This is a genomic window from Desmonostoc muscorum LEGE 12446 (genome assembly GCF_015207005.2).
GTDB lineage: Bacteria > Cyanobacteriota > Cyanobacteriia > Cyanobacteriales > Nostocaceae > Nostoc > Nostoc muscorum.
This window is the reverse complement of sequence record NZ_JADEXS020000001.1, coordinates 3121330-3141713: the sequence shown is the minus strand read 5'-3', so window position 1 is coordinate 3141713 and position 20384 is coordinate 3121330. Positions and strand designations below refer to the sequence as shown.

Genomic DNA, 20384 nt, shown 5'->3' with positions numbered 1-20384 from the left:
CACCTTTAATACCAGCTTTATTTTCTGAGAACATCTTTAAAGTAAGTTAATATTCGGCTTTGTTTGGAGAGTGGGGAGTGGGGGAGATGAGGGAGATGAGGGAGATGAGGGAGATGAGGGAGATGAGGGGAGCAGGGGAAGTTGCAGTAAATTTTTCCCCTCTGCTCCCCACTGCCCATTCCCCATTCCCCATTCCCCATTCCCCATTCCCCACTCCCCATTCCCCATTCCCCATTCCCCATGACTTCCGCTATTCTTAAGGCAGTTACCGAGTTAGCTACAGAACATTGAACCAGACTACATCCAAATCCAGTTTAGGAGAATGGAGTCAGCGGTTGCTGGCGGCGATTTTTTTGGGTGGGCAAGTACTAGTTCACCTATTGAGGGGCAAAATCCATCGGCGCAACACTTTAGAGCAAATGGCAGCAGTTGGGCCGGATTCCCTATTTATTGCTTTATTAACGGCTATTTTCGTCGGCGCGGTGTTTACCATTCAGGTAGCGCGAGAGTTTATTAACTTTGGTGCAGGAAACATTATCGGCGGAGTGCTTTCCCTAGCTTTGACACGAGAACTCTCTCCCGTCTTAACAGCAGTGATTTTGGCGGGGCGAGTCGGTTCTGCTTTTGCAGCAGAAATAGGTACCATGCGGGTGACAGAACAAATCGATGCTATGTTGATGCTAAGAACAGATCCAATCGATTACCTAGTCATCCCCCGCGTTATTGCTTGTTTCTTAATGCTGCCAATTTTAACCCTGCTGTCATTGGTCACAGGGATGTTGGGGGGATTGATAATTGCGACAAATATTTACAACCTATCTGATACAGTCTTTCTAGACTCAGCCCGTGACTTTCTTGGTCTTTGGGATATTTTTAGCGCCATGATCAAAGCGTGCTGCTTTGGTATTCTCATCGCTGTAATTGGTTGCAGTTGGGGCTTGACAACAACAGGAGGAGCTAAAGGTGTAGGACAGTCAACCACAACTGCTGTTGTGACTGCCTTGCTGATTATCTTTGTGAGCAACTTTTTTCTTTCTTGGTTAATGTTTCAGGGGACTGGCAGTGGATTCCTGCAAGGACTCTAAGAATTGGGAGTTATGAGTTATGAGTTATGAGTTATGAGTTAAAACTTCTAACTCCTAACTTCTAACTCCTAACTTCTAACTCCTAACTTCTAACTCCTGACTCCTAAAATGGAGAGATATGTACTAACAAAGCAGGATTTAAGACTGTGACCAGTTCATTTGCTCCTAACTCAACTGCAACTGTGGAACTCAAGCCTAGTTACAATATACCTGTGGTGTTGGTGATTACTGCTATTCCACTAATATTCTTACAACCGTGGATAGGCTTTGTTTTGATGCTGTTTGGCTTATTCCTCATGTTTCAGACATTAACGCTGCGCTTGCAATTTACCGCCACCGACTTAGATCTTTACAGGGGCGAAAAATTGATTCGACGTTTTCCGTACCAGGAATGGCAAAATTGGCGTATCTTCTGGAATAAAGTCCCCATCCTGTTTTACTTTAAAGAAGTTAAAAGCATTCACTTTTTGCCGATTTTATTTGACCCCAACACCTTGAAAACTTGCTTAGAACAACGTTGTCCACGTATTTAGTACTAAGTCTTGAGGCACTGAAGATTTGAGCGGTACAAGCCGCCGCTCAAATTTATCCCGGAATGGCAAATAGTTCTAATCTATACTCAAAAACCAAAATTGAGTACCTGTAGAAATTTAGGACTTTGAAAGCTTGTTAATTGTAATATTTCTGAAAGCTATTTATTCGCATCATAGGAATTACACTATTGTTTATGAATCCAGAGGCATCTCAAACCCCAGAACCAATTGATGAGTGGTTGACAGAAGAAGAACAAACCAATGGAGTTGAACATCCAACAAACCCATCTGTTGATTCAGCGGTGGAAACAGCAGCCGTTAGCTCATCACAAGACCAAGCAACTTTTGAGCCAACTATCTCTAATACACAAGAGGTAAATTCTACAGCAGAGCCAACACAAAATTCCAATGGCGAGTTTGTGGAGCAGTTGGAACCGGAAACTGCCGCACTGGGGTCAGACACATCAGAATCAGAAAATAGTTTACTATACGCCACAACACAGCAGCGAGTGGCAGAGTTGCAAAGCACCGAAGCAGCTCTTAAGGAAGAAATAGCCAGCCTGCAAGCTTCATACAAAATTCTTCAGACACAGTTGAGTGAAACTCAAACTTCTCTGGGACGACTCGTACAAGAATCGCTAGTGCAGTTAGAACAACGCAAACAAGCTCTACAAATTTCTATAGAACAGCTAGAACGCCGTCAGGAACGTATCCGCAATGAGATGCGAACCACTTTTGCGGGAGCATCCCAAGACTTAGCCATTCGAGTGCAGGGTTTTAAAGACTATCTCACAGGTAGCTTACAGGATTTGGCCGCTGCTGCTGAGCAGCTGCAACTGACGCCAACTGTGGTAGAAAGAGAAAAACCAGTTGTCAAAGAGGTTAAACCAGCTGAATCTCAGCCGGGAACACCACAATTTGCCCAACAACAGTTTCAAGATACTACAAAGCAAATTCGCCGCCTAATTGACCAATACCGAAATAAGCCAGATTACTATGGTCCCCCTTGGCAATTGCGCCGCACCTTTGAGCCAGTCCACGCGGAACGAGTTTCCAACTGGTTTTTCAGCCAAGGAGGACGGGGTGGCTTGCGGACAATGGGTAGTCGCTTGCAAAATATCCTGATTGCCTCAGCTGCAATTTCGATATTACACAAGCTCTATGGCGATCGCGTCCGTACTTTAGTTTTAGCTAACACACCAGAGCGATTAGGTGAATGGCGGCGCGGCTTGCAAGACTGTCTGGGAATCGGTCGCCCAGATTTTGGTCCAGACCGAGGCGTGGTATTATTTGAGGCGTCGGAAGCTCTGGCTCAGAAAGCAGACCGATTGGTAAAAGCCAATCAATTGCCTTTGATTATTATTGACGATTCAGAAGATCAAATCAGTTTGTCGTTGCTGCAATTTCCTTTATGGTTGGCCTTTGCCCCCGACCCCAAAACAGTGAGAAACTATGATGATGACTTTTAATTAGTCATTAGGCATGGGGCATACCAAATCTATGTAAGACTGCGCTTTATTGATGTAATTTCTATAGGCGCAGCTTCAAGAAGAAATGGTGTCAACCCAGATTTATTTGGATTTTTGAATCTTAATTATGGCTATCTGGTTAACTCTGTGCGGGGCAATTGTACTTGTAGCTTACCTACTGGGTTCCTTTCCCACCGGGTACATTGCTGTTAAGCAGTTAAAAGGTATTGATATTCGAGAAGTTGGTTCCGGTTCCACTGGGGCAACGAATGTGCTGAGAACCTTGGGGAAAGGGCCAGGAGCATTCGTTTTAGTACTTGATTCCTTGAAGGGAGTATTAGCGATCGCTCTGGTTTATTGGTTGTTCAATTTTGCCGCTAGTCAAAATTATATCCCTCCAACGGTAGATGCAAAACTGTGGCAACCGTGGGTATTAACTTTAGTTGGTTTAGCTGCCATCCTTGGACATAGTAAATCAATTTTTTTGGGCTTCAGTGGCGGTAAATCGGTTGCTATTAGTTTGGGGATTTTGTTGGCAATGAATTGGCAGGTAGGTTTAGCAACAGCAGGTATATTTGCCGTTGTCGTAGCGATATCGCGGATTGTTTCTTTGAGTTCAATTGTAGGTGCGATCGCTGTTTCTATTTTCATGCTGCTTTTGCATCAACCTTTACCCTATATTCTGTTTGGGATTGCTGGTGGGTTCTATGTGATTTTCCGCCACCGCAGTAATATCGAACGACTAATTGCTGGTACCGAGCCAAAAATTGGACAAAATTTAGCCAGTGAACCAGAACAAACTGCATAATTTGCCAACGACCAACAGATATATCTTTAACAGTGAACAGTTATTAGTAAGTACTGATAACTGTTCACTCATTTAATACCATTTTTAATTTTAGATTTTGCGGAAAGTCTGGTGTGAGTTAGCTATTAGAAATTAATACAAGTATCGATAATGCGATCGCATAGTTTGTTTGTAATTACCTTAGTAACTAAAAACAGATTATGCAGTCGTTATTGCTGAAATTTGAGATGTCTAATAGCTAATATTTGCCTAAATGTAGTCTTGTGCAGTATGAAATTGAGGAGAAATAGATGCCATTAAAAAATTATGGTGTTCTAAAAGGTCGGGCTATAGATAGAAAGCTTGGTGAAGGATCTAGTCCCCATTACGAAGTGCTTCTGACAGACAACAAGCAAAAGCATCGCATCGCCATTAATGTGAAATCAAAGGAAAGTCCCTCAGAACTGCTGTATTTTGTGGATGAAAATTTCTCTCACCCCATCACAAAGGAATTGGAGGAATTGGATTTTGGCTTTAATGAGTTGGTAAGCAAACCTGGAGGACTGGCTTTAGACTATATCCGGGCGAATTTATTCGATCCAACTCAGATGAAAGCGTTACCCTACAATGTGCCAGGTCCAGATAACGACCTCAACGAGTTACTAGAATTATATATTGGTCGGGCGATCGCTTCACCAGAAGCAGTTCTCTACCCCTTTGGTGAAAAGTTTGGGCCGGAACCGAATGTTAAAGACAAGTATTTTGGTTTTCTCCCTGGTAACGGTATCCATGACATCCACATGAACCAGGGTAACGCCGGTTCATTTCAAAAAGATAATGGTGTTTGGCAAGATGGCGGACTGCTGATTCACTACCCAGCCCGGAATCAGTGGGTGGGCATCTTTTTAGCGTTCCAGTCCCAGTCTTTCCATACTGACGATACCACTGGCAACAGAATAGATGTAGTAATACCACCGACAACAGCAGCGGTTAGGATTATTGCTGCTTTAGTGAATCCCCTGGGAGACGACATAGGTAAGGAGACAGTATCTTTAATTAATACCTCGCCTAATAAAGTTGAGTTGAGTAATTGGGCACTTGCGGATCGGCTTAAGCGCAAGCAACGCCTTAGTGGCATCATTAATCCTGGTGAAGTACTGAGAGTGCCTTTGGGTAAAGACGGCATCCAACTCGACAATAATAGCGGCATGATTACCCTTCTTGATGACAAAGGACTCAAGATTGATGGTGTTTCCTATACCAAGAAAGATACTCAAAACCAAGGTTACACGATTTTGTTTTAATTTTAATTATTAGTCATTAGTCATTAGTCATTAGTCATTTGTGAATTAAACTGTTCCACATTTAAATTGCATAATTAGGCGGGCAAGATGCCGACCCCGCAAGAGTTTGATTTAATTCAATTCTGCGATTTAGATGCGTTTTAAGCTGACAAATGACAAATGACTAATAACTAATAACTAAATAATTTGCAAAACAACTAGTGTCATATCATCGGTATTTTGCTTATCAGCACCGATGAATTTCTGAACTTGGTCAAATAAATAATCCACAATTTCCTGTGGCCCATTGCAATACTTACAAGCCGTATTGAAATCAGTGATAAAGTTTTCTTCGTCAAAGCGATCGCCACTGGCAGCAGCAGCATCGGTCAAACCATCTGTATAGTAAATAATTGTATCCCCAGGTTCTAACTGTGCCTGGGCATCTTCATATTGACTGTTAGCATCCAAACCAATTAGCATTCCTAAGGTATCTAAGCGGCTGACAGTCTTCGTAGCTGCGTGCCACCATAAAGGAGGATTGTGTGCCGCATTGCTATAGGACAAAATTCGACTCTGGGGATTATATTCTGAGTAAAATAGTGTGACAAAACGATGGGAATTTTCTAAATCCGCATACATAACTCGATTTAAGTTTTGCAGAATTCCGGCTGGAGAATTACCGTGTAACACTTCTCCTCGTAACATTCCCCGCATCATCGTCATAATCAGCCCAGCGGGAACACCTTTGCCCATAACATCCCCAATCACCAAACCCCAGCGACTACTTGCTGCACCACCTTTAGTGTTTAGCTGAATTTGATTGTTATTGGTCACAATAAAGTCGTAATAGTCTCCACCCACCCGATTGGCAGGTTTACAGCGTGCCGCCAAGACTGCACCAGGAATTGTAGGACATTGGCGTGGCAGAAGTCGCCGTTGAATTTCTGCGCCAATTTCTAGTTCTTGGTCTAAACGCTCTTTTTTTCTCAGTTCTACAGCTAGTTCATCGTTTTCGATCGCTACTGCTGTTTGGTCTGCCACTAACCTAACTAACTTTTGTCTAGTTTCTGTCCAACTATATTCTGGATCGCGGCTCAAAACATACAGCCAACCCCGTTCTGTATGCTTTACCAAAATCGCCGTACCAAAGATTTGCACATCTGGCCCCAAATACCGATGCATTTGGTCATCCAAAATCCCCGTAGCATTTGCTAAAGGGGCACTATTGGGCATCAGCGTGATTTGACTGCTGGCTATTTCTAGCGCTTTGCGGATATTCTTACGCTGGTTACTATCTTGCCAATGTAGTTGCTCTAACCTGACTTGACCATTCGGTTTGTAGAGAAACAGGGCACTACCATCGGCATCTGTTACCCTTGTTGCCATCAGCGGGATCAGCTCCAAAAACTGATTCAAATTATTGAAGCTTCTCAGTGCAAATCCTAAAGAACTTAGTAAATCTTGAATTTTATTCTGTTCCCGGTGCAACCTTGCCACGAGTTCTTTCAGTGCCACGACTGGTGTGACATCAGTCGCAGCACTACTATTGTTGTCAGTGGGTTGAGAGGGCAGTTGAGACACAGGCACAGGTACTATTAAACTTTATATTGGTAGGTTTGAGATTACTTATAAATCTTTTGGCTTTGGCATTGCTAAACCATAATTAGACAAGACTTGTCACTTTAGCAAGAGTATAAAGACGTAACAGGTAACTTTTGTGAGTATTTTATTTGCTTATTACATTCCTGATTGAATATTAAAACTTAAAATCATGTATTTTTAATTAAAACCTAATCATTTAGTTCGCTAGTTTTGAATGATAGTTCAGAAAGCTTCTCATTTTTTCATAACTTAATTATCAAAGCATATCTCTCTAGTCGTAAAAATACTTTCATAAAAGAATAATTCCTGAGGTTTTTGGAGTAAGTGTTTGTTTTTGTCCTTTGTCCTTAGTCATTTTTTTAGACCAATGACTAAGGACCAAACAGTTGATATCTTAGGACTTAAGCTGTTTCTAGTATTTTGTTTGTGGTTAGTTCAAGCGATGATACCAGATTAAGTAACACCTAAATGTATCAATTTGTCAAGCAAAATTTTTAAACTCGATTTTTCAGCTAGTGGTTTGTGAAGCCAACTTAGCAGAATTTAAAACTCTCCCCGCCCCTGTTTCCCCTTCAAGCTGTCAATTTTTCCTTGATGGACTACTAGCCACTCAAGAGGGCTTCGACAAACTCGTAGCTAGAAAAGGGGCGCAGGTCTTCAATTCCTTCGCCAGCACCAATAAAGCGAATAGGTAAACCCAGTTGCTGGACAACAGCAAGGGCAACGCCGCCTTTGGCAGTGCCATCTAGCTTGGTTAAGACAACGCCACTAAGTTGGGCAGCTTGGGAGAAAACTTCGGCTTGCCGCAGTCCATTTTGACCTAAAGTGGCATCTAGAACCAACAGTGATTCCACTTTCGCATTTGGGGCTTTTTTGTCGATAATTCGCCGAATTTTACTGAGTTCGTCCATTAAATTTTTCTTGTTTTGCAGTCGTCCAGCAGTATCTACAAGAAGTAATTCTGTTTGACGCGCTTGGGCGGCAGCGATCGCATCAAATACAACTGCTGCTGGATCTGTATTTTTTCCAGGGTTAGCAATGACTTCCACACCACTTCTATTACCCCAAACCTTGACTTGTTCCACAGCGGCGGCGCGGAAGGTATCTGCTGCGCCAATCAAGCATTTATAGCCAGATTTTTGCCCCAAATGAGCAATTTTGCCAATGGTGGTAGTTTTCCCAGCACCATTTACCCCAGTGATTAACCAAATATTTAAAGTTTCCTTTTCTGGAGTAAAGCTAGATTTGTGGGATGTTTTGCTTGGTGCATCCAGCATATCCCGAATGATTTTTTTCAGGTAAGCGATCGCTTCTTCTGGTGGGGTGACTTCTTGGAGTAATTTTTTCTGTAGGGCATCAATAATCAAGTCTGTGGCCTCTACACCCACATCCGCTTGCAGCAGCAACGCCTCAATTTCTGATACAGCTGCTTGGTTAAGCGGCCCTTTACCAACGATCGCTTTTAGTTGGTTGAGAATGCTACGACGAGTTTTGTCTAAGCCTTGCCGCAGCTTTTTCAACCAGGTAATTTCTTCAATAGAAATGTCTTGGGCGCGTCTACCTTGGGCTGCTAAAACTTCCGCTGACCAGACAAATCCATCATCAAATACTAGTTCGGGGATTTCCTCTGCTGTTTTTGATACTGGCTGTACTACCTCTGGTTCTGGAATTTCAATGGCGGTGGCTATGAGTTGTTCCAGCTTTGCTTGCCGTTCCGCCGCCGCCCGTTCTAAGAAGGACGGTACTGTTGGCTGTGTTGTCTCTGGCGTAGTTAGCAGTTCGACGGATGTTGTCTCAACTTCACTTGCGGTCAATTCTGAGCCTTGAACATCTGGCTGATCGCCAATTGGGGCTACTAAAGAATCTTCTGTACTTTCTTCATCTGTGGTATTAGATTCTTCTGTAGTTGTTTGGATACCTTCTGCCTGGGTTGTTTCTGAAGTTGTGACAGCAGATTCCTCAGTTACTTCTGTTTGTACAGTTTCTATTTCAGAAGTTGCCGTTTCAGTGGTATCAAGTGGTTCTGTTGAGGCAATGGCATCTGCTGAATCAGCCGGGGTTTCTAGTACCTGAGATTGTTGTTTTTGTTGAATATTTTTGTAAGCAGCTTTAGCAAACGCCAATAAGTCTGCTGTTGTATCTGACGAAGTTTCGGCTGTCTCTGGTTGGGGTTCTTGTACAGGAGGAGTTTCTTCCTGCTTCTCAAGAGAGGAGGTGTCAGAGGAATCATTATGTTGACGACGGAACCAATTAAAAACCATTGCAGCAGTATTAGTTGTTGTTATAAGTTATGAATTATGAGTTTAATTTAACTTGGGGCACGGGGCATTGGGCATTGGGCATTGGGCATTGGGCATGGGGCATTGGGCACGGGGCATTGGGCATTGGGCATGGGGCATTGGGCATTGGGCATTGGGCATTGGGCATTGGGCATTAGTTATTCTTTCTCCTCCTGCCTCCCCTGCCTCCCCTGCTCCTCATCTCCCTCATCTCCCTCATCTCCCTCATCTCCCTCATCTCCCTCATCTCCCTCATCTATGCACTTTTCTTCTGCTCGCTGACTCGGCGCAAAACACCGTTAATAAACCGATGACCTTCGTCTCCACTGTACCGTTTGGCTAGCTCCACTGCTTCGTTGATGGCAATGCTGTCTGGAACTCCCAATAATTTCATTTCTGCCACAGCGATTTGCAGGATATCTCGATCAATTTGGGCGAGTCGAGTTACTTGCCAATCTACGAGGGCATTAGATATGAGTTCATCTATAATTTGTCGATTTTCGTTGACTGTAATTACAAGCTCTTTAGCGTAATTGCGAACTCCCTTGTCCTGATTAGCTAGCTGAATTAATTCTGGAAAATCAACAGCCGTACCTAACTGATTGATTGCTGTCTGGGTAGATGCGATCGCCTCTTGGAGCATTGTTCTAGCTGTATTGAGGTCAGCGGCGCGAGTTTGGCTACTTAAAAGGCGATCGTTACTGCGTTGCAGTTCACCTGCGGCATTATTGAGGGTATCTTGCACTTCCGTGGTCAAGGTGCGTACTGCTCCTAGTACCAACTTTGATACTAGTTGCTCGTCTTCCAATTTATCTAATTTCTTCGGGTTGACTGGCAGTTGGCTAAGGCTTAAAAGCGCCAACTCACGAGCAATTTGTTGGGGTTTACGAGGTTGCATAAAACTGAGGGTTGATTGTGCGAGAATTGATTAACCAGGCGGGACAAGCTTATAAGTCTATCAATTTTGGCACAGTCCAACAACAAAATTACGCATTTGCTTGTGACTTTGCCAGATAGAGTTTAAGTTTCTTCCACATGAAGAACTTGCTGTTTGATTTCGTCGTGTTTCATTTCCAATGTGGACTCTTTGGGGAGAATCAGGGGTGTACTGGGGGCAACAATTCCACCTGACACAACTATTTTAAAAGCGTCTTCAATTGACATGGATAAGTTCACCACCTCATCCTCAGGAACGGCTGCATACCATCCAGTAGTAGGATTCGGGGTGGTGGGGATAAAAACACTTAGCATGGGGCGAGACATCTGGGCTTGGATATCACCGCTAATTGCACCGGTAACAAAGCCGATCGCCCAAATTCCTCGGCGGGGATACTCTACTAAAACTACACGCCGAAACTTGCCATTGGAATCTTTTAGAATTGTTTCTAAAAGCTGCTTGAGTGTTTTATATACCTGTCCAGCTAAAGGAATTGCCTGTAATAACCGCTCACCAAAATCTAGCAACCAGCGCCCAGCAATATTCCTGGCCATCAACCCAATCACAAGAATACTCAGTAATGGTACAGCCAGCCCCACTACAAGGTTCAGTATATTTACTAATATTGGGTGCAGCCCATCAAAGGGATTTAGTTGTTTGGGAATTTGGGTGAGAAAGTTGATTACCCAAGTAGCAATGGTAATTGTTAGCCAGATGGTAGTTGCTAGGGGAATAACTACCAACAAACCAGCAATCAGGTCATTTTTTAAGTCCTGTTTTAGGCGATCGATTACCAAGCCTCGATTCTCCTGTTTTAAGCTATTTTCCTACAAGGATAGACACAGACATGCACCAACCGAATAACAAATGGTTATTCTCAGGGAATGTTACTTTTCTTTGCAAGACTTGTAAATGATTGTTACGAGTCTCTTAAGTTATTACTAATTTACCGCGTTCAATGAAAAGCTGCCCAAGATTGTCAAAGCAGGACGAGGTAAGCTGAAGAATTATTTTATCTGGTCAATCACTTACATATTCACAGGAGCAGCTTTTCTGAAAAAACCCCGTTAAAAATATTAACTTATTATAAATGAAACACGCGTAGGGGCGCACATCTGTGCGCCCCTACTTATTGATGAATTCGATGGCAGCAGGTTCAGACCTTATACTGCATCAGCATGTGTAGTTTCTGAAGTCGTGCACTGCACCTGTTGTGTACTTTCCTGCGTCAGAATTGCTGTTGTGTTTAAGTCAGGTTTTGGTAGATACTTCATTTCCCAAACTTTGAGCAAAATCAAGTATTCGTAGAATGCTTGCAATGTACACCAAGCAAGACCAGCACCTCCGTCTAAGCAACCGCCCAACATAAAATACATATACATAAAGCGTAACAAGGGTCTAGCAGGTAGACGCAAAGACAAGTCTTTCAGGGCGCGGCGTCTTTCGACTTCTGACTTGCCAAAGAATAAATCTTGCCAGTTTACCTTTCCTTGCTCTAATTGATATAGAGTTTCTTGAGCTTCATCAGTGGAATAACGGTTATGTTTTTCAATCCAGCGACTTAGGCCTTTGCTACAAGTGTAGTGGGGATATGTTTCTTTTATAAAGTTAGTTGGACCGTCACAAACTTCTCGTTCAGTGTGGCCGTAGTCAGTAAACCAAACTTTCCCGTGGCGAAACAGGCGCATTTGGTAACGTGGGTACTGTGTGCTGTAGCGAATCCAGCGATTCATGAACATGACGCGTTCAGCCACATAGTAGCCGATGTAGTCTGGATTCTGACTTGCCTTTTGGCATTCGGTGAACAATTCCGGTGTCATCCGTTCGTCAGCTTCGAGAATGTAAACCCATTCGTACTTCGGGGAAATAGACTCTAACATCCAGGTGCGTTGGCGTCCGTGGCTTTCAAAGGCGTGTTGGACAACGCGGATGGGATAGCGATTGGCAATTTCCACAGTGCGATCGCTACTGCATGAGTCTACAACAATGATGTCATCCGATAGCATCGCCGATTCGATACAAGCAGCAATATCTAGTTCTTCGTTATATGTCAGTATGTAAATTGAGAACATTCCCCAAGTTTTATATTAAGAGTAAGGAGTTAGGACTTAGAAGTTAGAAGTTAGAAGTTAGGAGTTAGAAGTTAGGAGTTAGGAGTTAGGAGTGATTAGTTATTCTTCCCCATCTCCCTCATCTCCCCCACTCCCCACTCCCCACTCCCGAAAAAATTAGCGTGCGGTAGCTTTAGGTTTACCACCTTGTAAAGCACCTCTGCTTCTTAAACCTGTCCAGCCGATGATAATGTAACCAATAGACAACAGCAAACTGCTAATACCAATCCGCAGTCCAGACTTCCATGCGGTATCTTTAGCTTGATTTACAGTTTCATCCCTGCGTTGGCGAATTTGGCTCAATTGTTGAGTTCTCAGCGTCTGAATATCTGTTTGTTGTTCGATCGCTTTGTCAAGTGCTTGAGGATCTGTCTTAGCCTTCTTTAGTAACTCTTTGATCGCTGGAGGAATTTGGGAGCTTTCAAGTGCTTGCTTGTATCTTTGCTCATCTTTGAGTAGTTCAGTAAACTGAGCTTTGGTTTGATTCCGCAGCTGTTCTAGCTGAGCTTTTCCTTGTTCAGTATTCAGTTGTGCTTGCAATTGCGATAACCGATTGTTAAGTTGGGTTTCAGCTTGGTCTGCTTCTTGGGTGATTCGATTAATCGTTTGAGTTTTAGCTTGATTCACATTATTGAGGTGCAGGGGAAAAATTAGCAAGAACATCAACCCTAAGATACTTGAGAGAATCAAAGCCGGAAATCTTAAATCAACACCTTGGGGGCGATCGCTTCCTGCATCAGCACTATCAATCCAATGTCCAGCAAACAAAAGCCCCAAGCCTACTAAAGGAACAATTCCCCGATCCACTAGGGCTGTGGCCAAATTTATTTGCCAAGCGCGATCGGTTGGTTGAAAGGGTAACAAGAGAATCAAAAAGTCAACAAAAAACGACAAAATGCAGATTATTCCAACTACCTTAACTGTGAGGGCAGTACTAGCGGAAGTAAAACGGTTAACCATAGTTTTTCAAACTTGCGGTGAATACGAGTGATTTTCATATTTCAAGTTACTTGAATATTGTGCCCATGACCGTAAATGTTCTATAGAAACACAAACCAGATTCAATAACGGTGAAACCTCTCGGTCTCTTGGTTTTCAACTAGGCCACAGTAGCATTTGTTATGCCCAGTGTCTTCAGGAAATTCCTAGTATTTGAAGATACGAAGCTCATGCGGGGCTGTAGATTTAGATCAGTCACTCTGGATACTCGACGAAAACCACGGCCAGAACTTTGAGTGCCTCTGGCGACTTCAAGGAAGTAATACCCAAAACTTTGACTTCCTCACCGCGTCCTCCGAAGCTGAGATCACCGGAAGCAGGCGCTCCGACTTCTCTCCGTCTCCCCGCGTCCCCGTGTCTTCTTCCTCCCTCATCCCTCTCCCACAAAGGCTTGTCCCCAAATTGGTAGATCCTCCGGTCGGTCAACGTCGGCTAAAGGTGTCAAGTTTACTTGTGATAAATTAAGCTTTTGAGCAATCTCCACAGTTTTCTGGAATACTTGAGCAGTTCCCCATTCGATGTTAGCGAATAACTCTGGGATGGGTTGGCGCAAACCAATTAAGTAATATCCACCGTCTATTGCTGGGCCAAGTACCAGGTCAAAGGTGTGTAACTGATCAAATGCTGTCGCTAGAATTTGAGCATTTACTCCAGGACAATCTGTACCGATGATAATTGCTTTTTCTGCACCAGATTGAAAAGCCTCGAAAAGCGATCGCGCCATCCGCGAACCTAGATCCCCTTCACCTTGAGACTGGTAAACTAAATCTAAGCCCAGCCAGTCTTGCATAAGTTGCAAATCACCACCTGCAAAGCGTACTTCTACAGATATGTCAATGAATTTTTGTAATTCTTTAACCTGAAATATTGTATATTCAGTCATTTGTCGTTGAAGATTAGCAGCCCCAACAGATCCTAAAACAGGTATCAATCGGGTTTTCGTCTTCCCTGGTTCAGGATAGCGAGTGAAAATAATCAAGTGTTGTTTTGGGCTTGCTGGGAAGTTCAGCACGCAATACCTTATTTGAATAAACTAAGAACATCTTAATAGCAATAATCACCCTCATTGTTGGGTGTAGGGCGCTCTTTTGCCATTCGCATTGCTCCTAAAATCGTAGAGATATAGACGCAACGTTTAGTTTTACCACCATATTTGCTGGAGATAGTTATACTACGCGGTAGCGAAACAATATTACCTCTGTAATCAAATTTAATTTGCCTAACGCCATTTGAAATTTGTAAGGTCGTTTCTGCATCTAACTGCACATTAGAATCTAAATTATTCCAGTTAGCGTTAGATGGGTTTACTGTAGCGGGATGAACAGCCCATTGAACAATGCCGTTTTGTTCACGAAAACTAGCTTGCCAAGTAAATTTGTCCTTGGTGGCTTGCCTTTGGGCTTGGCGCATCGCATGGTAAACTTCGTTTTGAGCAGTGTTAAGGCGGCGAGTAGCCACAAAAGCCATCCAGTTTGGTATCCCTAGCGTGGCTAATATACCAATTAATAGAACGACTAATAAAGTTTCTGGTAGAGTAAAACCACTGTTATAGCTATTATTCAAAACATTTTTTGCATTAGCTAGAGATGGTAAATGCACCTGGGTATTCATTTTTATTTTCTGGTCTTTTTTCACTTACCCAAGTGTTTAGTAATATTTCAGTTTCTTGGCTTTTGAGTTCACCCTGGTTAGTAATGCTGTGCAATAAGCTGGGCATGATCAGGATTATGGCAATTTTCAATAATAGTTTTGAGCTAAAATTTATATTTTGAAATCTTGAAGAGTCATTAAGAAAATATTTCCAGAGAAATTTAGCCGCAGTTAAACCTTTTTGTCGATTTAATGGCTTTTGTAGGGCTTTGCACGTGAGGTACTTGTATAAATTTGCAATGCTTGTATTCCAAGTTTGTTTAATTGCTGAAGGTCTTTCTTGGTATGCTCTTTCAAGCAGTTGCAAGCACGCTTTTTCCTGTCTGACAAGATTGGAAGATACTGAATTAGCACTAATTCGGTATAAGATTTGTACAGATGGTACACATATAAAATCAAATTTAGAAGCTAATCGCAGCCACATATCCCAATCCTGAGCGGCAGCCAGCGATTCGTCAAAGCCACCTAATGTCATTAAAGCTTTTCTACAAATTAAGGGATTAGAGCCATTTTCTAGAAAGTTAGTGACTAATAAAGTTTCATAAACATCACCATTTAGATTAATGCGCTTGCCTGAAAGTACAAATTTCCCATTTGCATCAATATAATCAGTCCAGCTATAAGCAACTTTCGCAGTCAAATTTTCTTGCAAAGCCTTTAATTGAGATTGAAGTTTATCAGGTGTCCAAAGATCGTCAGCATCTAAGAAACTAACAAATTCTCCAACTGCAAGGTGTAGTCCTCGGTTACGACTTACGTTTCCGCCCGCATTGGGATAAGAAAATACTTTGATTCGAGGGTCTTGGATTTGTGTAACAATATCTAAAGTAGAGTCTTGTGAACCATCATTAATTACAATTAATTCTAGGTTAGTAAAAGTTTGATTCAGAACAGAATTAATTGTATGACTAATAGTGCTTTCACTATTGTAAGCAGGTATAATTACAGAGATTTTAGGCAATATTTGACTAGAATTAATCATTTTATACGGCTACTTTCTTTTTGAAGAATTTCCCTAAATTACATTTAAAGTAATAAAAAGGACTAATCATACTAGCCAAGTAAAATTCTATTTCAAAAAGTGCAACTAGATTACTTCTTAATTGTCCTTTATACTTAATAATATAATGTAATACTCGACGCAAATTTCCTAAAACAGTTTTCACAAACACTATTGGTTTTTGCCAATTTTTAGCATTTATCAAACGTAGTTGGAAAATACACAAGCCACAGCCGCGTGCCAAATTTAGTAGGTAATCTCTTTCAAATCGCCAGTGTGGTATTTGATGGTAAGTATGCATGGTAGGGTTATACCAAATTTCCCAGCCTGCATAATGTATATAAAGTAAAGGTTCATAGTCCTCACCTTGCACTAAAATACCAGGTAACTTGCCACTTAAAATGGGTCGTTGCGGGACATTTTCACACCATGCTTGTTTGCGGACAACAATCGCAGCACCAGGGGGAAGTCTTAAATTATCCGCATCAAATAAATGTGGATTTGAACCATGTTCTCTGATAGCCAAAAAAGCTTGAATTTTTTCAAAATTTTCTGGTGGTTTGACTTCAAAATCACCATGAATTTGCCCACTCCAAACACCTGCTTGAGGATGTTCTAATCCAAAGGCATATGCTTCTCCTAACCAATCAAGTGCAGGTAAGTTATCATCATCTAAAAATCCAATTAGCTCGCCTCTAGCTTCGCGTACTGCCCGCAATCGTGCAAAAGCGGCTCCCTGTTCTTTTTCAAAGGAATATCTTAAATGACAGTTTCCATCAAATAGTTTTTGGTAATTCTCTACTATTTCAGATGTGTTATCAGAACTATTATTATCAACAATAATAATTTCCCATTTAAGGCTTTGTACTCCTGTCTGAGTTAACAGCTTATCCAAAATTTTAGGTAAACGGGTTGCTCCGTTATATGTAGGAATGGCTAGGGTAATATCTAATTTTTCAACTATTAATTCAGTCATCATATTTAATACTCTGATAATTTATTTTTCAAATAACCATTTTTCCAAAGATAAAACGGACTCATTAGACTACTTAAAAAAAGTTGCATTTCGCAAGCAGCGACCAAATCCTGTTTTAACTTAGTTCGATATTTGAGTAAGTGTAAAGTGATTTTACGCAGGTCATTTATCATGTAAGCCAAAAAAGCGATCGGTTTATACCAAGGTTGTATATTTACCATCCTAGTTACATAACGGCTAAGTCCAATACCTTGAAAAAATGGAATTAAATATTCTTTTTGTAACCGCGAGCTTGGTATTTTATGAGAAATTTCCATTTCTGGGTTATACCAAATTTCCCATCCTGATTTTTGGATGTAAGATAACATTTCTAAGTCTTCACTAGTAAGCATATTACCTTTGACTCTACCAGTTAAAATACACTTATCCGGTAAACTTTCTAACCACGCTTGTTTACGGACAACAAGTCCGGCAGAAGGAGGTAGCAATTTATTTTTTGGCTCATATAATAGCGGTAAATTTCCTCGTTCTGTAATTGCTAAGAATGGAGCGATTCGCTGGAAGTTTTCTGGTGGTTCTACTTCCCAGTCGGGATGAATTTGGCTAGCAAAAGCTCCCGCTTTTGGATACTTTTGGGCAAAACTATAAGCTGCGGCTACCCAATTTGATATCGGGTAATTATCATCATCTAGAAAACCTATTAATTTGCCCTTAGCTTCTGCTACTGCCTTTTTTCGGGCATAAGCTGCACCTTGTTTTGCTTCAAAGCAGTACTTTAAAGGGTAAGGACATTGCCAATTTTGTTGATAGGCTTGAACAACTTTAGCTGTGTTATCAGTGCTGTTATTATCTACAACTATAATTTCCCAAGATAAATTTTCGGTCTGAAGTTGATTTTTTAGTCGTTCTAGTAGTTCAGGCAAACGACTTTCACCGTTGTAAGTTGGGATAGCTACAGTAAAATCTAAGCAATCAGTCATTTGTTAAAATTTGTATTTTATTAGAACAATTTTTCAGACATTTCAAATCAAAGACCGAACTGGATTTTACAATTTTGCTCTCAAAGTCCAGTTTCACGTACCGTATTTATATGGAACTTTTGAAAACTTTCACTAGAAAAAAACATTTAATTGCTGCAATCAGAATCTTTCGCTGTTCGCATTCCCCCAAGGAGAGTTTCTACTATAACGCAGCGTTTTAATCCACTAGGCTCAGTGGTTCCTGTTTTAGGTACAGCCACCATTACTTTTAAAGGTATAATATCAGCTTCACTACCGCCAGACTGATGTGCCAAAGCACCCATATAGTCGAAAGTGATGATACCAGTTCCTGGCGCAGTACCAACTATACCAGTAGCATTTTTTGTATTGGAAGTAGCAATGTTGGTGTACAACAAAACTTGTCCTGCATTAGATGCCATATTCTCACTTAAAGACTTCCATACAACATCTGAAGTCGGTGTCACAGCACCCTGATGAATGAGGAACTTCGGAACATTATCTTCAACTTTAAAACTGACACTGTAACTAAGTTTTTTATTTTTAGCTTCGCGCTGTGCGTCTTGTAGTGCAGCTAAAACAGCATCATTAGCCTTATTTACCCGCTGTCGATTCACAAAGGCAAGCCAACCAGGAGCCGCGATCGCTGCTAAAATTCCAAACAACAGCAGTACTACTAAGAATTCTGTTAGAGTAAATCCGGCATCCTTTTGCACGTATCGAGATGCATAGCGAAGTCTATTTTCCAAATCAGCCTGTTTTGGTGTTTCCACTACAAATTTTTGAAGAATCTTGTTTAACCTCAATAAAGCTGCACTGTACATACAATACCTTTTTGATTGATTAGCTAGAGGTTATTTAGTAAATAAAAATCCGCGTCCTTGTACTCGAATGGTTGCACTTGGAAAATAACTTTTTTTGTTATCAGTGTAAGCTAAGTTATTATTTTGTACACGAGCAAGTGCATTACCTCTGATGTACACTTGTGCTAATACTTCATTGGCATCAACACAAGCAAAAAATCCACTGTTTTGACTGCCTACAAGGTTTGGACTAGGGTTTGTACCAGGACAAGATGTAGCAGCAGCAGGTGAAGCGGTGGTACCAGTGTTAATTGTAGGACCAGGTGCAGTAGTGCTAATGTAATCAATCAGAGTATCTACGCGTTGAGTATAACTGCCTGATGCAGTCTGCCATTGATTCATCTTGTTTTTGAGTGTAGCACCGCTCTTATTTAGTGATGGTGGATTAAACCCAGTATCACCTGTGCTGATTGTTGTATTAGGTGCGTTTACTGGCCCTTTAAGTTGAAACCTGCCAATCCGTGCTTCTTTAGACCAGGTAGTGTTGGCATTATTTGTATTGGTGATTAAGTAGTACCCTACTAATGAATAAGCAAAGCCATCATCTTTTTGAGCAGGATCGCTCGTACTGCTGGTGGGGTTAATTTTGACACTATCAGCTATCAACTCCCGTTTCCAGAAAACAAGTATTGGTTTGCAAATATTAACATCATCACAGTTAGGAGCTGATTTGAGTGGTGGTATTTGGTCTTTAATGCCTGAACTACTAATAGTACTAGTATCTGCAACTCTGGTTAAACCATCAGCGTCGTAGATGTAAACTGCTTGTTGTAAATCACGAGCAATATAATCTAGTGCGGCTTGGATTTCTTGCTCAGAAGTTACCTTGGCTTGTTCTTTGCGATCGGTGTCTAGAATGTTAATCATAAACGCCATTAAAGGTGTTATGACTAGTATTGCCATGATCATACCTACTAGCAGCTCAATCAGGGTAAAGCCGCTAATTGTCTTATTTATTCCAGAGCGTTTTAATTGAATACTCAGGATAAATTTCAGTGAATTTATCATGCTGCGGTTTCCCTTTTATTGAGAGATGCTTAACAATCAACATTCAATTACTGCAACCAACATCGTTTAAATTAGTAGTTGGATTAGGTCCTTTAATACGAGTGCAAAGGTCACTATATTTAGGCACAGTGTCGTTGATATCTGTTGTTATTTCTACTAAAGGCGCCTTGCGTTGACCGACACCTCCGGTGAAAGTAGCTTGTTTATTATTGGGTAAAGAAGTACTTTTGACTAGAACTGTACTGTCCTTAAAAGCATCTGCTCTGTAAACCCGTATTCCTAAAGCGTATCCTGCAGCAGAAGTGTTGTTATTAGGGCGAAAAGCCTGCACAACCATATCTGTGACACTGGAATGACGACAGCTATTATCACCATCAAAATCTATGCAATATAAATTTGTTGGTGTAGCCGAAGTCGCTGTGGTTGTGCAGTAAGAGTTTGCTGCACAGTTAAAGCTACCAGAAGGTGTGGGAGCAGCAAAATTTGTCAGAGCAGTGTCACTAGCAGGGGCTTCTGGAGCCACTATTTTCTTAGTCTTTACTGCATCAATGTAGGATCTGGCAGCTTGAGTGGCTAATTCTATCCTTCGGGATTGTACACGAGTTGCCACTGAGAGGGAAAGAACCGGAGCGATCGATATTAGCAAGACGCTAACTACAAGTATCGCTACCAACGATTCAATAATAGTGAAACCCCTTTCGCCATCTCGTAGATAAGATACAGATGTCTTACCTGCTTCAGCAGCCTGTAATCTTTGTTTATTAGCTTGTTTCCCTATCATCATGGCAATTTACCCAATAT

Annotated in this window: 21 protein-coding genes; 6 read left to right on the top strand and 15 right to left on the bottom strand. The window is 41.6% G+C overall.

Features of this window, described 5'->3' with window-relative positions:
* Positions 1 to 36: 36 nt before the first annotated feature.
* Entirely contained in the window at positions 37 to 207 is a 171-nt protein-coding gene (locus IQ276_RS13510) for a hypothetical protein (RefSeq protein WP_235115643.1), read from the bottom strand.
* 80 nt (positions 208 to 287) lie between these two features.
* Here IQ276_RS13510 and IQ276_RS13505 point away from each other — a divergent pair, with 80 nt between their 5' ends.
* The 5 genes from IQ276_RS13505 to IQ276_RS13485 all read left to right on the top strand — a co-directional run bounded on the left by IQ276_RS13505 (position 288) and on the right by IQ276_RS13485 (position 5178).
* Positions 288 to 1085 (top strand): MlaE family lipid ABC transporter permease subunit, encoded by a 798-nt coding sequence (locus tag IQ276_RS13505; RefSeq protein ID WP_235115642.1) that lies wholly within the window; start codon positions 288 to 290, stop codon positions 1083 to 1085.
* Between the two features lie 116 nt (positions 1086 to 1201).
* Positions 1202 to 1618 carry a DUF3119 family protein gene (locus IQ276_RS13500; protein ID WP_190881774.1) on the top strand — a complete coding sequence of 139 codons (417 nt, stop codon included), beginning with the start codon at positions 1202 to 1204 and terminating at the stop codon, positions 1616 to 1618.
* Between the two features lie 194 nt (positions 1619 to 1812).
* On the top strand, positions 1813 to 3087 hold the full coding sequence (locus IQ276_RS13495; protein WP_193919753.1) for a DUF3086 domain-containing protein: 1275 nt from the start codon (positions 1813 to 1815) through the stop codon (positions 3085 to 3087).
* A 127-nt stretch (positions 3088 to 3214) separates the two neighbouring features.
* Positions 3215 to 3895, top strand: a complete 681-nt coding sequence (plsY, locus tag IQ276_RS13490) for a glycerol-3-phosphate 1-O-acyltransferase PlsY (protein WP_193919751.1) — start codon at positions 3215 to 3217, stop codon at positions 3893 to 3895.
* 290 nt (positions 3896 to 4185) lie between these two features.
* A complete protein-coding gene (locus IQ276_RS13485) occupies positions 4186 to 5178 on the top strand; it encodes a DUF2278 family protein (protein ID WP_193919749.1) in 993 nt (330 codons plus the stop codon).
* A gap of 177 nt (positions 5179 to 5355) precedes the next feature.
* Here IQ276_RS13485 and IQ276_RS13480 read toward each other — a convergent pair whose 3' ends face one another.
* Together IQ276_RS13480 and ftsY are read right to left on the bottom strand one after the other, a co-directional pair.
* Positions 5356 to 6747 (bottom strand): PP2C family protein-serine/threonine phosphatase, encoded by a 1392-nt coding sequence (locus IQ276_RS13480; RefSeq protein ID WP_193919747.1) that lies wholly within the window; start codon positions 6745 to 6747, stop codon positions 5356 to 5358.
* 617 nt (positions 6748 to 7364) lie between these two features.
* Positions 7365 to 9023, bottom strand: coding sequence for a signal recognition particle-docking protein FtsY (ftsY, locus tag IQ276_RS13475; protein ID WP_193919745.1), 1659 nt, complete (start codon positions 9021 to 9023; stop codon positions 7365 to 7367).
* Positions 9024 to 9052: 29 nt separating this feature from the next.
* Between ftsY and IQ276_RS13470 the strand changes: the two genes are divergently transcribed.
* On the top strand, positions 9053 to 9199 hold the full coding sequence (locus IQ276_RS13470) for a hypothetical protein (RefSeq protein ID WP_235115641.1): 147 nt from the start codon (positions 9053 to 9055) through the stop codon (positions 9197 to 9199).
* A gap of 98 nt (positions 9200 to 9297) precedes the next feature.
* On the opposite strand, the gene nusB is transcribed toward IQ276_RS13470, so the two are convergent.
* From nusB to hpsB, 12 genes are all read right to left on the bottom strand, one after another.
* Complete coding sequence (nusB, locus tag IQ276_RS13465; RefSeq protein WP_190881753.1) at positions 9298 to 9939, bottom strand: transcription antitermination factor NusB; 642 nt, start codon at positions 9937 to 9939, stop codon at positions 9298 to 9300.
* A 122-nt stretch (positions 9940 to 10061) separates the two neighbouring features.
* Positions 10062 to 10775: a DUF502 domain-containing protein gene (locus IQ276_RS13460; RefSeq protein WP_193924695.1), complete on the bottom strand. Its 714-nt coding sequence runs from the start codon at positions 10773 to 10775 to the stop codon at positions 10062 to 10064.
* 366 nt (positions 10776 to 11141) lie between these two features.
* Positions 11142 to 12050: a glycosyltransferase family 2 protein gene (locus tag IQ276_RS13455; RefSeq protein ID WP_193924709.1), complete on the bottom strand. Its 909-nt coding sequence runs from the start codon at positions 12048 to 12050 to the stop codon at positions 11142 to 11144.
* A gap of 156 nt (positions 12051 to 12206) precedes the next feature.
* Positions 12207 to 13049: a hormogonium polysaccharide biosynthesis protein HpsJ gene (gene hpsJ-B, locus IQ276_RS13450; RefSeq protein ID WP_235115640.1), complete on the bottom strand. Its 843-nt coding sequence runs from the start codon at positions 13047 to 13049 to the stop codon at positions 12207 to 12209.
* Positions 13050 to 13458: 409 nt separating this feature from the next.
* Entirely contained in the window at positions 13459 to 14100 is a 642-nt protein-coding gene (locus tag IQ276_RS13445; protein ID WP_193913610.1) for a TIGR04282 family arsenosugar biosynthesis glycosyltransferase, read from the bottom strand.
* 32 nt (positions 14101 to 14132) lie between these two features.
* A complete protein-coding gene (locus IQ276_RS13440) occupies positions 14133 to 14699 on the bottom strand; it encodes a pilus assembly FimT family protein (protein WP_193913612.1) in 567 nt (188 codons plus the stop codon).
* Positions 14665 to 15720, bottom strand: coding sequence for a glycosyltransferase (locus tag IQ276_RS13435; RefSeq protein ID WP_193913614.1), 1056 nt, complete (start codon positions 15718 to 15720; stop codon positions 14665 to 14667). The genes IQ276_RS13440 and IQ276_RS13435 overlap by 35 nt, the downstream gene beginning before the upstream one ends.
* A 1-nt stretch (position 15721) precedes the next feature.
* Complete coding sequence (hpsE, locus tag IQ276_RS13430; protein ID WP_309245593.1) at positions 15722 to 16717, bottom strand: hormogonium polysaccharide biosynthesis glycosyltransferase HpsE; 996 nt, start codon at positions 16715 to 16717, stop codon at positions 15722 to 15724.
* 2 nt (positions 16718 to 16719) lie between these two features.
* The gene (gene hpsE / locus IQ276_RS13425; protein ID WP_193913616.1) at positions 16720 to 17694 is read right to left on the bottom strand and encodes a hormogonium polysaccharide biosynthesis glycosyltransferase HpsE; all 975 of its coding nucleotides are present in this window, start codon (positions 17692 to 17694) and stop codon (positions 16720 to 16722) included.
* Between the two features lie 146 nt (positions 17695 to 17840).
* Positions 17841 to 18536 carry a pilus assembly FimT family protein gene (locus tag IQ276_RS13420; protein WP_193913618.1) on the bottom strand — a complete coding sequence of 232 codons (696 nt, stop codon included), beginning with the start codon at positions 18534 to 18536 and terminating at the stop codon, positions 17841 to 17843.
* 30 nt (positions 18537 to 18566) lie between these two features.
* Positions 18567 to 19583, bottom strand: coding sequence for a hormogonium polysaccharide secretion pseudopilin HpsC (gene hpsC / locus IQ276_RS13415; RefSeq protein WP_193913620.1), 1017 nt, complete (start codon positions 19581 to 19583; stop codon positions 18567 to 18569).
* A gap of 43 nt (positions 19584 to 19626) precedes the next feature.
* On the bottom strand, positions 19627 to 20367 hold the full coding sequence (gene hpsB, locus IQ276_RS13410) for a hormogonium polysaccharide secretion pseudopilin HpsB (protein WP_193913622.1): 741 nt from the start codon (positions 20365 to 20367) through the stop codon (positions 19627 to 19629).
* Between the last annotated feature and the right edge of the window lie 17 nt (positions 20368 to 20384).